Source organism: Streptomyces sp. DSM 40868, from assembly GCF_011820545.1.
Taxonomy (GTDB): domain Bacteria; phylum Actinomycetota; class Actinomycetes; order Streptomycetales; family Streptomycetaceae; genus Streptomyces; species Streptomyces eurythermus.
Genome location: NZ_CP050504.1, coordinates 2,150,477 through 2,165,060, shown reverse-complemented (window position 1 = coordinate 2,165,060; position 14,584 = coordinate 2,150,477). Strand labels below are relative to the sequence as shown.

The 14,584-nt window shown below is 73.7% G+C and carries 11 protein-coding genes; 4 read left to right on the top strand and 7 right to left on the bottom strand.

Annotated elements, in window-relative coordinates:
• Nucleotides 1–35: 35 nt before the first annotated feature.
• Nucleotides 36–2,825 (top strand): penicillin acylase family protein, encoded by a 2,790-nt coding sequence (locus HB370_RS09725; RefSeq protein WP_030781492.1) that lies wholly within the window; start codon nucleotides 36–38, stop codon nucleotides 2,823–2,825.
• 75 nt (nucleotides 2,826–2,900) lie between these two features.
• Here HB370_RS09725 and HB370_RS09720 read toward each other — a convergent pair whose 3' ends face one another.
• Together HB370_RS09720 and HB370_RS09715 are read right to left on the bottom strand one after the other, a co-directional pair.
• Nucleotides 2,901–4,202 (bottom strand): hypothetical protein, encoded by a 1,302-nt coding sequence (locus HB370_RS09720; RefSeq protein WP_030781489.1) that lies wholly within the window; start codon nucleotides 4,200–4,202, stop codon nucleotides 2,901–2,903.
• Nucleotides 4,203–4,232: 30 nt separating this feature from the next.
• A complete protein-coding gene (locus HB370_RS09715; protein WP_030781486.1) occupies nucleotides 4,233–5,453 on the bottom strand; it encodes a DUF1343 domain-containing protein in 1,221 nt (406 codons plus the stop codon).
• 116 nt (nucleotides 5,454–5,569) lie between these two features.
• On the opposite strand from HB370_RS09715, the gene HB370_RS09710 reads away from it, so the two are divergent.
• The 3 genes from HB370_RS09710 to HB370_RS09700 are packed head-to-tail and all read left to right on the top strand — an operon-like array spanning nucleotide 5,570 to nucleotide 8,615.
• On the top strand, nucleotides 5,570–6,337 hold the full coding sequence (locus HB370_RS09710; protein WP_030781483.1) for an SDR family NAD(P)-dependent oxidoreductase: 768 nt from the start codon (nucleotides 5,570–5,572) through the stop codon (nucleotides 6,335–6,337).
• Nucleotides 6,334–7,995 carry an AMP-binding protein gene (locus HB370_RS09705; RefSeq protein WP_030781480.1) on the top strand — a complete coding sequence of 554 codons (1,662 nt, stop codon included), beginning with the start codon at nucleotides 6,334–6,336 and terminating at the stop codon, nucleotides 7,993–7,995. The genes HB370_RS09710 and HB370_RS09705 overlap by 4 nt, the downstream gene beginning before the upstream one ends.
• Before the next feature lie 26 nt (nucleotides 7,996–8,021).
• Nucleotides 8,022–8,615 carry a TetR/AcrR family transcriptional regulator gene (locus tag HB370_RS09700; protein WP_030781477.1) on the top strand — a complete coding sequence of 198 codons (594 nt, stop codon included), beginning with the start codon at nucleotides 8,022–8,024 and terminating at the stop codon, nucleotides 8,613–8,615.
• An 18-nt stretch (nucleotides 8,616–8,633) separates the two neighbouring features.
• On the opposite strand, the gene HB370_RS09695 is transcribed toward HB370_RS09700, so the two are convergent.
• The 5 genes from HB370_RS09695 to HB370_RS09675 form a co-directional block, all read right to left on the bottom strand.
• Nucleotides 8,634–8,840, bottom strand: coding sequence for a hypothetical protein (locus HB370_RS09695; RefSeq protein WP_037701425.1), 207 nt, complete (start codon nucleotides 8,838–8,840; stop codon nucleotides 8,634–8,636).
• Nucleotides 8,841–8,851: 11 nt separating this feature from the next.
• Complete coding sequence (locus HB370_RS09690; protein ID WP_051815605.1) at nucleotides 8,852–10,201, bottom strand: diaminopimelate decarboxylase; 1,350 nt, start codon at nucleotides 10,199–10,201, stop codon at nucleotides 8,852–8,854.
• Between the two features lie 301 nt (nucleotides 10,202–10,502).
• Nucleotides 10,503–12,176 (bottom strand): helix-turn-helix domain-containing protein, encoded by a 1,674-nt coding sequence (locus HB370_RS09685; RefSeq protein WP_167512957.1) that lies wholly within the window; start codon nucleotides 12,174–12,176, stop codon nucleotides 10,503–10,505.
• A gap of 112 nt (nucleotides 12,177–12,288) precedes the next feature.
• On the bottom strand, nucleotides 12,289–13,503 hold the full coding sequence (locus tag HB370_RS09680) for an acyl-CoA dehydrogenase family protein (protein WP_030781469.1): 1,215 nt from the start codon (nucleotides 13,501–13,503) through the stop codon (nucleotides 12,289–12,291).
• A 6-nt stretch (nucleotides 13,504–13,509) separates the two neighbouring features.
• On the bottom strand, nucleotides 13,510–14,532 hold the full coding sequence (locus HB370_RS09675) for a phosphotransferase family protein (RefSeq protein ID WP_030781467.1): 1,023 nt from the start codon (nucleotides 14,530–14,532) through the stop codon (nucleotides 13,510–13,512).
• Between the last annotated feature and the right edge of the window lie 52 nt (nucleotides 14,533–14,584).

The window sequence follows — 14,584 nt, the reverse complement described above, 5'->3', positions numbered from 1 at the left end:
GTAACGTTCGGCCACCCCAGTCGCTAGGAGCCGCCATGCCACGGCGAACCCCACGTACCGCCCCTGACAGACGGAGAACGTCCCGCCGACTTCCCGGGTTCCTGAAGACGGCGTCCGTATGCGTCCTCGTCGCCGGTCTCCTCACTCCCCTCACACGGACCGCGGTGGCGGCGACCGGCGCGGCGGCCCCCAACGACCACTGCGGCGGCCGGTGTTCGGACATCCTGCCGCCCGGCGAGAACGGCAACGCCACCCTCGCGCAGATCCTGCTCAACCAGGCCTTCGGCACCCAGCCCGCGCACGCCGAGGACCAGCTCGGCCCGTACGCCGACCTGGCCACCGGCTACAAGACGCTGACCGACGCCACCGTCAACGCCTTCTTCAACGACGCCTCCTTCGGCGTCCCCGCCGACCAGATCGCCTCCACCGAGAAACCGGCCGGCCGCACCGACGTCACCATCGTCCGCGACAAGAAGACCGGCGTGCCGCACATCACGGGCACCACCCGCTACGGCACCGAGTTCGGCGCCGGATACGCGGCGGCCCAGGACCGGCTCTGGCTGATGGACGTCTTCCGGCACGTCGGACGCGGCCGACTCACCGGCTTCGCGGGCGGCGCACCCAGCAACCAGGGCCTGGAGCAGCAGTTCTACCGCAACGCGCCCTACACCGAGGCCGACCTCCAGGCGCAGATCGACAACGCCGTGGCGCACAACGGCGCCCGCGGCCAGCAGGCCCTCGCCGACGTCAAGGCCTACCTCGACGGCATCAACGCCTACATCGACGCCTCCGACAGCGGCCGTTACTTCCCCGGCGAGTACGTCCTGACCGGGCACAAGGACTCCATCACCAACGCCGGCACGATAGACCACTTCAAGGTCACCGACCTGGTGGCGCTGGCCTCCGTCATCGGCTCCCTGTTCGGCTCCGGCGGCGGCGGAGAGGTCGACAACGCGCTGTCCCTGCTGGCCGCCCAGGACAGGTACGGCGTGGCGGAGGGCACGAAGGTCTGGGAGTCCTTCCGCCAGCGCAACGACCCCGAGGCCGTCCTCACCCTGCACAACGGCGAGAGCTTCCCCTACGGCGCCAGGCCCGCCGACCCCCGGGGTGCGGCCCTGCCCGACGCCGGCTCGGTGACCCCCGAACCCCTCGTGTACGACCGCACCGGCAGCGCCGTCACCGCGGGCGCCGCGAAGACCTCGGCCACCGCGGCCGGGACCGCGCTCGGCTCCGCCCGGCGCGGCATGTCCAACGCCCTCGTGGTCAGCGGCAAGCACACCGCGAGCGGCCACCCGATCGCCGTCTTCGGGCCGCAGACCGGCTACTTCGCCCCGCAACTGCTGCTGCTCCAGGAGATCCAGGGCCCCGGCATCAGCGCCCGCGGCGCCTCCTTCGCCGGCCTGAGCATGTACGTCGAGCTCGGCCGCGGCCAGGACTACGCGTGGAGCGCCACCACCTCCGGCCAGGACATCATCGACACCTACGCGGTCGAACTGTGCCAGGACGACTACCACTACCTCTTCCACGGCACCTGCACCGCGATGGAGAAGGTCGAGCAGAAGAACGCCTGGAAGCCGACCGTGGCCGACGGCACGGCCGCGGGGTCGTACACCATGCGCGTCTGGCGCACCGAGTACGGACCGGTGGCCTACCGGGCGACCGTCGGCGGCAAGAAGGTCGCCTACACCACCCTGCGCTCCTCCTACCTGCACGAGGCCGACTCCATCATCGGCTTCCAGATGCTGAACGACCCCGACTACGTCAAGGGCCCGCAGGACTTCCAGAACGCGGCCCGGCACATCAACTACACCTTCAACTGGTTCTACGCCGACTCCCAGCACACCGCGTACTACAACAGCGGCGACAACCCGGTCCGGGCGACCGGGGTCGACGCCGACTTCCCGGTGTGGGCGGCCCCCGCCTACGAGTGGCGGGGCTGGGACCCGGCCGGGAACACCGCCGACTACACCCCCGCCTCCGCCCACCCGAACTCCGTCGACCAGGACTACTACATCTCCTGGAACAACAAGCAGGCGGCGGACTACGCCGCCGCGCCCTGGGGCGAGGGCCCGGTGCACCGCGGCAACCTGCTGGACGACCGGGTGAAGAGGCTCGTCGCGGCCGGCGGGGTGACCCGGGCCAAGCTGACGCAGGCCATGGCCGACGCGGGCCTCGCCGACCTGCGCGCCGAGGACGTGCTGCCCAGGCTGCTCAAGGTGGTCACCTCCCAGCCGGTGACCGACCCCACGGCCGCCGCGGCGGTGGCCAAGCTCCAGGCGTGGGTGACCGCGGGCGCCAAGCGCACCGAGACCTCCGCCGGTTCGAAGACCTACGCCGACGCGGACGCGATCCGCATCCTGGACGCCTGGTGGCCGCTGCTGGTCAAGGCCGAGTTCGAACCCGGCCTCGGCACCGGCCTGTACACCGCCCTCACCCGCAACCTGCCCGTCGACGAGGCCCCCTCCGCCGGACACGGCCCGACCGGCTCGCACGCCGGCAGCGCCTTCCAGTACGGCTGGTGGTCCTACGTCGACAAGGACATCCGGGCGGTGCTCAAAGAGCCCGTACAGGGCCCGCTGGCGCGCACGTACTGCGGTGACGGCAGCCTCACCGCCTGCCGGGACCGGCTGACCGGCACCCTGAAGCAGGCGGCCGCGCTGACCGCCGCCCAGGTCTACCCCGGCGACGACCAGTGCGCGGCGGGCGACCAGTGGTGCGCCGACTCCATCGTCCAGCGCGCCCTGGGCGGCATCAAGCACGGCCGGATCGGCTGGCAGAACCGGCCGACCTACCAGCAGGTCGTGGAGTTCACCTCACATCGCTGAACCGGTCCGGGGTCCGACCGCCGAACCGGTCCGAGGTGCAACGGCTGAACCGGTCCGGGGTTCAAGGGCGGCGGGTCAGGCGATACGGCCCGCCGCCAGTACCAGCCGCGCCAGTTCGGGGTGCACGATGTCGCTGTGCGCCCCGGTCGGCGCGCCCCCGCGCCGCACCACGGCCGCCGCGTCCACGTTCACACAGCCCGACGCCGGCAGCCCGCCGCCGAGCGCCGCCGCCAGGTCCAGCCGGGCGGTGCCCGGCACCGCCTGCACCCCGTCGTGCCCCAGGGCACCCCAGCGCGGGCCCAGCACGGCCGCGATCTCGTTCCCGGCGCAGGAGCGGTCGTCCCCGGCGAGCCGTGAGGCCAGCGGATAGATCGTGCCGAGAGCCGTGTCGAAGCGCGAGTGGCAGCACACCAGGGGACCGTCGACGCGCCGCTGGACGTCCTTGAGCGCCCCCGACCGGCCCGCCGCGTGCGGCAGCCGGGCCGAGAACGCGTAGTGCGAGAACGCCCCTTGCAGCAGGGTCACCGACTTCACCGAGCGCACCGGCTCCGGCAGCCCGCGCAGCGCGAACGCCACCAGCCGGCCGCCGAAGCTGTGTCCCACCAGATGCACCCGCACCCCGGGCGCCGCCTTCGCCAACCGCCCGAGCAGCGGCCCGAGTCCGTGCTCACCGACGGTGCCGGCCCGCCGCTTCATCTGGTAGTACGTCACCTGCCGCAGCAGTTCCTTCGCACCGTCCCACGGGTTCGGCAGGCCGAACCCGGCCGCTCCGGCGGCCGGCCGCAGCGCGGCAAGGGCCTCGGCGAACTGTTCGCAGGCGGCCACCGGGTCCCCGGTGAACACGGCCGGTTCGCCGTCCTCGTCGGTGTCGGCCACCGCCCGCCGCCCCTCGGGCTCCAGCAGCAGCCGCACCATCCGCCCGAACTCGGCCGGCCCCTCGGTGCCGGCCGGCCGCTCGTCCAGCAGCCGGGCCAGCCGGTCCAGCACGGTCGTCCGGCCCGGGAAGGTCTCCAGCAGCGCGCGCCGGGTGTCCTTGTCCAGCGCCGGGCGGGGTGCCGCCCGCACCTCCTCGGCCGCGACGGACCTCGGGAAGTCGGGGATCGGCTCGTCGCTGAACCGCATCGACGGCCAGATCACCCCGACGTACCCGATCCGGGCCTTCGGCGCCAGCTCCGGGACGGGGGCGAGGAAACGCCGGTACAGCGCGGTCGCGCCCGAACGGTCGTTGTTCCATCCGTGCGCGAAGACGACCAGGTCACGCACGCCGCGCTCGGTGACCTGCGCCAGCAGCCGGTCCCGTTCGGGGCCGTCCACGTCCTCGTCCGCGTCGAAGGTCAGCTCCCAGTAAGGGGTCACGCTCCTTGCGGCATCCGCCATGCCCGGCTCCCTCGTCCCCCGAAAGACGCGCTACCTGTACAGGAGATACCCCTTTCGCACCCGCCGGAACGCGGCCAGTTCCTCCTGCCAGGCGCCCGTCACCTCGTCGGTGTCCGCGCCCGCGTCGATCATCGTGCGCACCCGGTCCGAACCGGTGAGCTTGTCGATCCAGTGGTCGGACCGCCACGCGAACCCGTCCCACACCTTCCGCGCCGTCACCAGCAGCGCGACCCCGGTGCGCACGGGGTCGAAGGCGGCCCGGTCGGTCACATGGACCTGCACCCCGCCCACGGTCTTCCCCTGGAACTTGGAGAACGTGGGAGCGAAGTACGCCTCCCGGAACCGCACGCCCGGCAGCCCCAGCCCGTTCACGGCGGCGGCCCAGCGCCCGTCCACGCCCTCGGCGCCGAGGAGTTCGAAGGGCCGGGTCGTGCCGCGCCCCTCGGAGAGGTTGGTGCCCTCGAACAGGCAGGTCCCGGAGTACACCAACGCTGTGTCGGGCGTGGGCATGTTGGGGCTCGGCGGCACCCAGGGCAGGCCCGAGGCGTCGTGGAACGCGGTCCGCTTCCAGCCCGACATGCGTACGGTCTCCAGCTCGACCGGCGTGCTCAGGAACTCCCCGTTGAACAGGCCGGCCAGCTCCGCGACCGTCATGCCGTGCGCCTGCGCGATCGGCTTCCGGCCGACGAAGCTGGCGAACTCCTCGCGCAGCACCGGGCCTTCGGCCGCACGGCCGGTCACCGGGTTGGGGCGGTCCAGCACGACGAAACGCTTCCCGGCGAGCGCCGCCGCCTCCATGCAGTCGTACAGGGTCCAGATGTAGGTGTAGAAGCGGGCGCCGACGTCCTGGATGTCGAAGACGACCGTGTCCACGCCGGACGCGGTGAAGACGTCGGCGAGCGGCCGGCCGCTCTTCAGGTACGTGTCGTACACCGGCAGGCCGGTCGCCGGGTCGTCGTGGCGTCCCTCGGAGCCGCCGGCCTGGGCGGTGCCGCGGAAGCCGTGCTCCGGGCCGAACACCGCCGTCAGCTCGACCCGGGGGTCGCGGTGCATCACGTCGACGATGTGCTCGGTGGCTCTGGTGATGCCGGTGGGGTTGGTGACGATGCCGACCTTCTGGCCGGCGAGGGGCGCGTAGTCGTGGGCGGCGAGGTTCTCGAAGCCGGTGAGGAGCGGCTCGCGGTGGTGGTGGGGCATCGGAGTCGCCGCCAGTGCGGTCGAGGCGAGCAGGTTTCTTCGGGACAGGTCCATGAGTCCTCCAGTCCCCTAGAGGTTGGCGCGCCCGCCCTTCCTTTTACACATACCGACTGGTTAGTCTGACGCTCGCTGGGCCGAGTCGCGTCGTGTCGTGTCGAAGGAGACCGAGGGTGGAAGCCGTGCGGGATGCGGGAGTGGTCGTCACCGGAGCGGGCGGGGGGATCGGGGCCGCACTGGCCCGGCGGTTCGCCGCCGAGGGCGCCCGGGTCGTGGTCAACGACCTGGACCCCGGCAAGGCGGAGGCGGTGGCCGAGGAGATCGGCGGGACCGCCGTACCCGGCGACGCCTCCCGCATCGTCGACGCGGCACAAGACGCCCTCGGCGGCACGGTGGACGTCTACTGCGCCAACGCCGGGGTCGCCTTCGAGGACGGCGACCTCACCGCCCTGGACGAGCGCACCTGGGAGACGTCCTGGGACGTCAACCTGATGGCCCACGTCCGCGCCGCCCACGCGCTGCTGCCCGGCTGGCTGGAGCGGGGCGCCGGTCGGTTCGTCTCCACCGTCTCCGCCGCCGGACTGCTCACCATGATCGGCGCGCCCTCCTACAGCGTGACCAAGCACGGCGCCTACGCCTTCGCCGAGTGGCTGTCCCTGACCTACCGCCACCGGGGCGTGAAGGTGCACGCCATCTGCCCGCAGGGCGTCCGCACCGACATGCTGGCCGCCACCGGCAGCGCCGGCGACCTGGTGCTGCGGCCCACCGCGATCGAGCCCGAGGCCGTGGCCGACGCCCTGCTGAAGGGCATCGAGGAGGACCGCTTCCTGATCCTGCCGCACCCCGAGGTCGCCGGCTTCTACCAGGCGCGGGCCGGCGAGCCCGAACGCTGGCTCGCCACCATGAACCGCGTCCAGCAGAAGTGGGAGGCCGCCCGGTGACCGCCTCCCGCTACGCCGACCGCCCCTGGCTCGCGCTGCTGACCGACGCCCAGCGCGCCCCGCTCGACCCCGCCGACTCCCTGGTGCACGCCCTGCGCACCGCCGTCACCGAACACCCCGACCGCGCCTTCCTCACCTACTTCGACACCCGGCTGAGCTACCGGGAGACCGACGAGCTGACCGACTCCGTCGCCGCCCACCTCGCCGGGCGCGGACTCCGGCGCGGCGACCGGGTGGCCGTCCTGCTGCAGAACTCCCCGCACTTCGTGCTGGCCGTGCTCGGCGCCTGGAAGGCGGGCGCGACCGTCGTCCCGGTCAACCCCATGTACAAGTCGCGGGAGGTGGCGCACGTCCTGCGGGACGGCGAGGTGACCGCGCTGATCTGCTCCGACCGGGCCTGGGAGACGTATCTGCGGCAGACCGCCGCCGACTCCCCGGTGCGGATCGTGCTCACCGCCTGCGAACGGGACTTCCAGACCCGCGACGACCCCCGTGTGCTGGCCTTCGAGCGGCTGCCCCAGGCCCCGGACGCCGACGACCTGACGGCCGTCGCCCGGCAGGGCGGCCGGCCCCCCGAGGGCCGTCTGCCGCGCCCGGAGGACATCGCGCTGATCAGCTACACCTCGGGCACCAGCGGCGCCCCCAAGGGCGCCACCAACACCCACGCCAACATCATGTACAACGCCGAGCGGCAGAGCACCGGACTCGGCCTGCCCGAGGCGCCCGTCTACTACGCGCTCGCCCCGCTGTTCCACATCACCGGCATGGTCTGCCAGTTCGGTGCCTGCCTGAGCAGCGCGGGCACCCTGGTGCTCACCTACCGCTTCGAGCCCGGTGTCGTCCTGGACGCCTTCGCCGAGCACCGCCCGCACTACACCGTCGGCCCCTCCACCGCCTACATGGCGCTCGCCGCCCACCCCGGCGCCACCCGCGAGCACTTCGCCTCCTTCGTGAACCTCTCCTCCGGCGGCGCGCCCGTACCGCCCGCCCTGGTGGAGCGGTTCCGCGAGCGCTTCGGGCCGTACATCCGGGTCGGCTACGGCCTCACCGAGTGCACCGCCCCCTGCGCCTCCGTCCCGCCCCACCTGGAAGCGCCCGTGGACCCGGTCTCCGGCACCCTGTCCGTCGGCCTGCCCGGCGCCGACACGGTCGTGCGCATCCTGGACGACCAGGGCGCGGAGGTGCCCTTCGGGGAGCACGGGGAGATCGTCGTACGCGGGCCGCAGGTGGTGCCCGGCTACTGGCGGCGGCCCGACGCCACCGCCGAGACCTTCCCGGACGGCGAGCTGCGCACCGGCGACATCGGGTTCATGGACGAGCAGGGCTGGCTGTACGTCGTGGACCGCAAGAAGGACATGATCAACGCGTCCGGCTTCAAGGTGTGGCCGCGCGAGGTCGAGGACGTCCTCTACACCCACCCGGCGGTGCGCGAGGCGGCCGTCGTCGGGGTGCCCGACGGGTACCGGGGCGAGACCGTCAAGGCGTATATCAGCCTCCGTCCGGGCGCCGAGGCGGCCCCCGGTGAACTGGCCGCGTACTGCAAGGAGAGACTGGCCGCGTACAAGTACCCGCGTCAGGTGGAGATCCTGCCCGAGTTGCCCAAGACGGCGAGTGGGAAGATCCTCCGTCGGGAACTGCGTTCCCGGAACACCGACTGAACACCATGGAAAGGCAGGTGGCGGCAGTGCCCAGGACCACGGACGGAGACGGCACGCCCGTTCCGCAGCGGCTGCTGGCCGCCGCCACCCGGCTCTTCGCCGAGCAGGGCTACGACCGCACCTCCGTGCAGGAGATCGTGGAGGCGGCCGGCGTCACCAAGGGCGCGCTGTACCACTACTTCGGCTCCAAGGACGACCTGCTGCACGAGGTGTACGCGCGGGTGCTGCGCCTCCAGCAGGAGCGGCTGGACATGTACGCGAACGCCGACGAGCCGGTGGCCAAGCGGCTCAGGGACGCGGCGGCCGACGTGGTCGTCACCACCATCGAGAACCTCGACGACGCGTCGATCTTCTTCCGGTCCATGCACCACCTCAGTCCGGAGAAGAACAAGCAGGTCCGCGCCGAGCGCCGGCGCTACCACGAACGCTTCCGCGCGCTGGTGGAGGAGGGCCAGAAGGAGGGCGTCTTCTCCACGGCGACCCCGGCCGACCTGGTGGTGGACTACCACTTCGGCTCCGTCCACCACCTGTCGACGTGGTACCGCCCCGACGGCCCGCTGACCCCCCAGCAGGTCGCCGACCACCTCGCCGACCTCCTGCTGCGCGCCCTGCGCCCCTGAGCCCGGGGCGCCGGGCGCCTAGTCGATGATCTCCTTGAAGAACAGCACCGCCGAGGCGGCCGTGCCGGCGCCGGCGCTCACCGCGACCGGCCAGGGGCTGCCGGCCAGCGCCGCCAGCACGCTCGCCCCGGCGCCGGCCAGCCCGGCCAGCAGGAACACGATGGCGGCGCGCTGGGTCAGCAGCGGCCCGCCCCCGCCGGGCCGCCCGGGACCGGACCGGGACACCGGGCCGCTCCTCACCGGTCTTCGCCGGCCGGAACCGGCTCCGGCCCCGGTACGCCGTCCCGGTCCGTCAGCAGCCACGGATCCTGCGCGGGCCGCACGAGCGTGAACTCCACCCGGCCGGCCGCGTCCGTCCGGACCCCGTGCACGGCCGGCTCGGGCAGGCTGTTGTAGTGGAACGGCGTGGAGAAGTAGTACGCGCCGGTGTCCGGCACCGCCACCAGGTCGCCCGGCCGCAGCGGCGGCAGCGCCCGGTCGCGGGCCAGCAGATCGCCGGCGAAGCAGGCCGGGCCGGCGATGTCCTGCCGCACCGGCCGCGCCCGCAGGGCCGCCCCGTCCGGGCCGTACGCCTCGATCCGCAGGGGCCAGGCGTCGGGGCTGAACACCGTCCGGGTGGCGACCTGCACCCCGGCGTGCGTCACGGCGATCGGCCGGCCCCCGGCGCTCTTGGTGTACTCGACGTACGCCGCCAGGAACCCGTTCTTCGCCAGCACCGAGCGGCCGAACTCGGTGACGACCCGGTACCGGCCCTCGAACAGCCCCGGGGCGTGCGCCCGCAGCTGTCCGACGTAGTCGGCGAACGTCGGCGTGACCTCGTCGTCGGCGAAGTTCACCGGAAGCCCGCCGCCGATGTCGATGCCCTCCACCCGGCCCGGGCCGAACGCCGCCGTCACCTGGCCGGCGAACTCCACCGCCTGCGCCACCCCACGCGCCATCAGGTCCAGGGGGCAGCCCTGCGACCCGGTGTGGGTGTGCACCCAGGTCAGCCACGGATACGCGGCGAACGCCCGCAGCAGCCGCTCCCGGTTGCCCGGGTCCGTCAGCGGGACACCGAACTTCGAGGTGCTCGTGGCGGTGCTCATCGCGGCGATGGCCCCGCCGCCGACCTGGCAGTTCAGCCGCACCCCGATCCGGGACGCGGACGTGCGGAGCTGCGGCAGCGCGGCGATCCGCTCCAGCTCCTGGAAGCCGTCGGCGTTGACGGCCACCCCCAGCTCCAGGGCCCGCGCCAGCTCGGCGCGCGTCTTGGCCGGGGAGTCGAAGACGATCCGGTCGGCCGGGAACCCGGCCGCCAGTGCCCGGGCCAGCTCGCCCCCGGTCGCGACCTCGCAGCCCATCCCGAGCCGCGCCAGCTCCCGCAGCACGGGCACCAGGCAGTTGGCCTTCGCGGCGAACGCGTGCGTGACGGCGGGCAGTTCGGGGGCGCCGGGAAACGCCTCGCGCAGGGCCCGGACCGTGGCCGCGACACCGTCGAGGTCCACGAAACCGGCCAGCGGGGAGAGGTCCGGGTCGAGCAGGCCCTGCCGCACGGCTTCCTTCAGGACGTGTTCGCGGCGCGCGGCGGCACGGGACACAGCGGTCATGGTGCACCCTCCGGTCGGGGACGGCGGCCCGGGGCCGTTTCCCCGGGCACACGACCAGGCTGCTCGCCGCACCCGGGGACGGTCTTCGTCGGCCGCGCACAGGCATACCCGCCCCGGCCGGGCCCGCACCGGGGGTCCGCCCCCGGCGCGCGCCGCCTTCGTGCGCGGCGACGAGGAACGGCGCCTTCGGTGGTGCGGGCGCACGAACGGTCCCTGCGGTGGTGCGGGGGCACGAACGGTCCCTGCGGTGGCGCGGGGGCAAGAACGCCCTTTTCGGCGGTGCGGGCGCACGAACGGTGTCTCAGGGGCCCGGGGTGCCGCGCCGCTCCCCGTCCTCGAGGCCGAGGCGCAGGTGCAGCTGCGCCAGCAGCCGGGCGTCCGGGCTGCCGAGGTCCAGCCCCGACACGGCCGTGATCCGGCCCAGCCGGTACCGCATGGTGTTGGGGTGCAGCGAGAGGCTGCGCGCGGCGGCCGGCACATCGCCGAAGTGGTCCAGGTAGGCCCGCAGGGACTCCACCAGACGGCTGCCGGCGTGCTCGGCGTCGAACGCGGCCAGCCGCGCCACCGAGGTCCCCGGCGGCAGCTCCAGGTCCCGCAGCGCCTCCAGCACGCGCAGGACGCCGATGGTGTCGGCCACGTCCTCCACCCACGCCACGGCCCGTCCGTCCCCGGTCCGGGCGAGGGCCTTCAGCGCCTGTTCGGCGCTGCGGCGCGACCGCGCGGCCTGCGCCAGCGCCGGCACCACCTCGCCCAGCCCGGCCCGCACCGGCGCGCCGGTGGCCGCCGACAGGCGGGCGGTCAGCGAGGTGCCGAGCGCCGTCATCCGCTCCCGGGCCCGGTCCGCGTCCCGGTCCAGCGCGCCGACCAGCACCAGTGCCCGGCCGCCCGCCGGCACGACCACGATCCGGTGGCCGAGGGCCGCGCAGTGCAGGGCGAGCAGCGCGTACATCCGGGACGGCTCACCGGCCGGCCCCCGCCCCCCGCTGTCCACGCCCACCGCCAGCACCGCGCAGGGCTCCCGGGCCGGCAGCGCGGCCCGCTCGGCCAGCGCCTCGGCCGAGCCGCGCTCCTCCAGCAGGGCGCGCGCCGCGTCCTCCACCAGCCGGCTGTCCGCGCCGCGCGTGCGGTGGTGGAGCAGATGCGGGGCGGCGGCCCGGGACGCGGCGCGCAGCGCCTGGGCCGCGTTCGGGGACAGCGGCCGGCCCGCGACCGCCGCCACCCAGACGGAGCCCAGCACCTCGCCGCCCGCCCGGACGGCGCACACCAGCCGCTCGGGGTTGTCGCCCTGGGCGCGCCGGTGCAGCACGTCGTCCGTGGCCCACAGGGCGCGGAAGAAACCGGCGTCGTGCATCGCGGCGACCCGCCAGGCGGGCACGCGCCGTCCGAGGATGGTCAGCCGGCGCATCTCGTCCACGTTCTCCTCCGTGGAGGAGTACGCCAGCACCCGCGACTCGGTGTCCTCGATGGTCACCGAGCCGCCGACCAGGGCGGCCACCGCGTCGGCCAGTCCGTCGAGATCGCCCAGCGCCAGGCCCCGGGCGGCCGGTAACGGCGGCACCCCCGCCGCGGCGAGCCCGGCCCGGAGCGCCGCCACCAGCTCCTCCCACCGGTACCAGGTGCGGAACAGCACCGCCGTACCGGCCTCGTGGGCCGCCGAGCGCAGGACACCCAGGGCCCCCTCGGGGCGTTCCGGGCCGAAGACCACCCCGCAGGCCCCGGCGGCACCGGCCCGGCGTACGACGTCCACCGCCTGGGCCGACCCGGCCGCGACGCCGACGGCGAGCACCAGCTCCCCGGGCCGGATCTCGGGGGCCAGCACATCGAGCACGGTGGCGCCGCCGACGGCCACGGCCAGGCCGCCGGGCGCCGTGTCCAGCTCCAGGGCCCCCGGGCCCACGACCGACAGCAGCCGCTCCAGGGTCACCCCGGGCCCGGCGGCCGGGCCCCACTCCGCGTGGTCCCGCGACTCGGTCACGCTTTCCCCCTCGACACGCCGGCGGCCGGTCCCGGCCACCCCGGAAGAGGTACGACACCACATACCGGACGCGCGCTCAATGGGTCACGGCACCACGCGTCCGGTGGCGGGGTCAGAGGTACTTCTTCAGCTCCCGGCGCGCCAGCGACCGCTGGTGCACCTCGTCCGGGCCGTCGGCGAGCATCAGCGTGCGGGCGCTCGCGTACAGCTCGGCCAGCGGGAAGTCCTGGCTCACCCCGCCCGCGCCGTGCAGCTGGATCGCCCGGTCCAGAATGCCGACCACCGCGCGCGGCGTGGCGATCTTGATGGCCTGGATCTCGGTGTGCGCGCCCTTGTTGCCGACGGTGTCCATCAGCCAGGCCGTCTTCAGCACCAGCAGCCGCAACTGCTCCACGGTGACCCGGGCGTCGGCGATCCAGTTCTGTACGACGCCCTGCTGGGCCAGCGCCTTGCCGAACGCCGTACGGGACACCGCCCGCCGGCACATCAGCTCGATCGCCCGCTCGGCCATGCCGATCAGCCGCATGCAGTGGTGGATCCGGCCGGGGCCGAGCCGGGCCTGGGCGATGGCGAAGCCGCCGCCCTCCTCGCCGACGAGGTTGGCCACCGGTACCCGCACCCGGTCGAAGACCACTTCGGCGTGGCCGCCGTGCGAGTGGTCCTCGTAGCCGAACACCTGCATGGCCCGCTTCACGGTGACGCCGGGGGTGTCGCGGGGGACCAGGACCATGGACTGCTGGCGGCGGATGTCGGCGCCGTCCGGGTCCGTCTTGCCCATCACGATGAAGATCGCGCAGTCCGGGTTCATCGCGCCGGAGATGTACCACTTGCGGCCGGTGATGACGTACTCGTCGCCGTCCCGCTCGATGTGCGTGGTGATGTTCGTGGCGTCCGAGGAGGCCACCTCCGGCTCGGTCATCGCGAACGCCGAGCGGATCTCCCCGGCCAGCAGCGGCTGGAGCCACCGCTTCTTCTGCTCCTCGGTGCCGAACTGCGCCAGCACCTCCATGTTCCCGGTGTCGGGCGCCGCGCAGTTGGTCGCGGTGGGCGCGAGGTGCGGGGACCGGCCGGTGATCTCGGCGAGCGGCGCGTACTGGAGGTTGGTCAGCCCGGCACCGTACTCGGCGTCGGGGAGGAAGAGGTTCCACAGGCCCTGCCGGCGTGCCTCGGCCTTCAGCTCCTCCACCACGGCCGGGGTGTCCCACGGCGAGGCGAGCGCGGCCCGCTGCTCCTCGGCGACCGCCTCGGCCGGGTAGACGTACTCGTCCATGAAGGCGAGCAGCCGGGCGCGCAGCTCTTCCGTGCGCGCGTCGAACGCGAAGTCCATGTGCGGTCAGCCTTCCTGAAGGGTGGTCAGTCCGTGGCGGATGAAGACGGGGACGAGGTCGCCGATGCGGTCGAAGCCGCGGCCGACCGTCTGGCCGAGCGTGTAGCGGTAGTGGATGCCCTCCAGGATCACGGCGAGCTTGAACCAGGCGAACGCCTCGTACCAGGAGACGGCCGACACGTCCCGCCCCGAGCGCTCGGCGTACCGCTCGACCAGCTCGCGGGGCGAGGGGTGCCCGGGCGCCTCGGCGGTCGTGGAGACGGGGGAGTCGGGCATGCCCAGCGGCCGGCTGTACATCACCAGCAGACCGAGGTCGGTCAGCGGGTCGCCGAGCGTGGACATCTCCCAGTCGAGGATCGCCCTGATCCTGTCGTCGTCGCCGATCAGCACGTTGTCCAGGCGGTAGTCGCCGTGCACGACGGCCGGGGCGGGGGAGGCGGGCAGGGCGCGGCCGAGCGCCGCGTGCAGCTCGTCGATGCCCGCCAGGTCGCGGTTGCGGGAGGCGTCCAGCTGCTTGCCCCAGCGGCGCAGCTGCCGGTCCAGGAAGCCCTCCGGGCGGCCGAAGTCCGCGAGCCCCACCTCCGCGGGGTCCACGGCGTGCAGCTCGACCAGCGTGTCCACCAGGGACAGCACCGCGTCCCGGGTGCGCTCCGGGCCGAGCGGGGCGAGCTGCCCGGCGGTGCGGTACGGGGTGCCCTCGACGAACTCCATCACGTAGAACGGGGCCCCGAGCACCTCCTCGTCCTCGCACAGCAGCACCGGGCGGGGGACCGGCACCCGGGTCGGGTGCAGGGCGCTGATGACCCGGTGTTCGCGTCTCATGTCGTGCGCGGTGGCCAGCACATGGCCGAGCGGGGGCCGGCGGACGACCCACTTCGAGCGGTCGTCGGAGAGCGCGTAGGTGAGGTTCGACCGTCCGCCCTCGATCAGCCGTCCGGTCAGCGGACCGTGCACCAGACCGGGGCGCTCGCTCTCGAGCAGGGCGCGCAGCCGGTCCAGGTCCAGCCCGGGCGGGTGGTCGGCGCTCATACATCACTCCTAGGGACGGGTGAACAGGACCCGACTCATGATGCCGACCGGT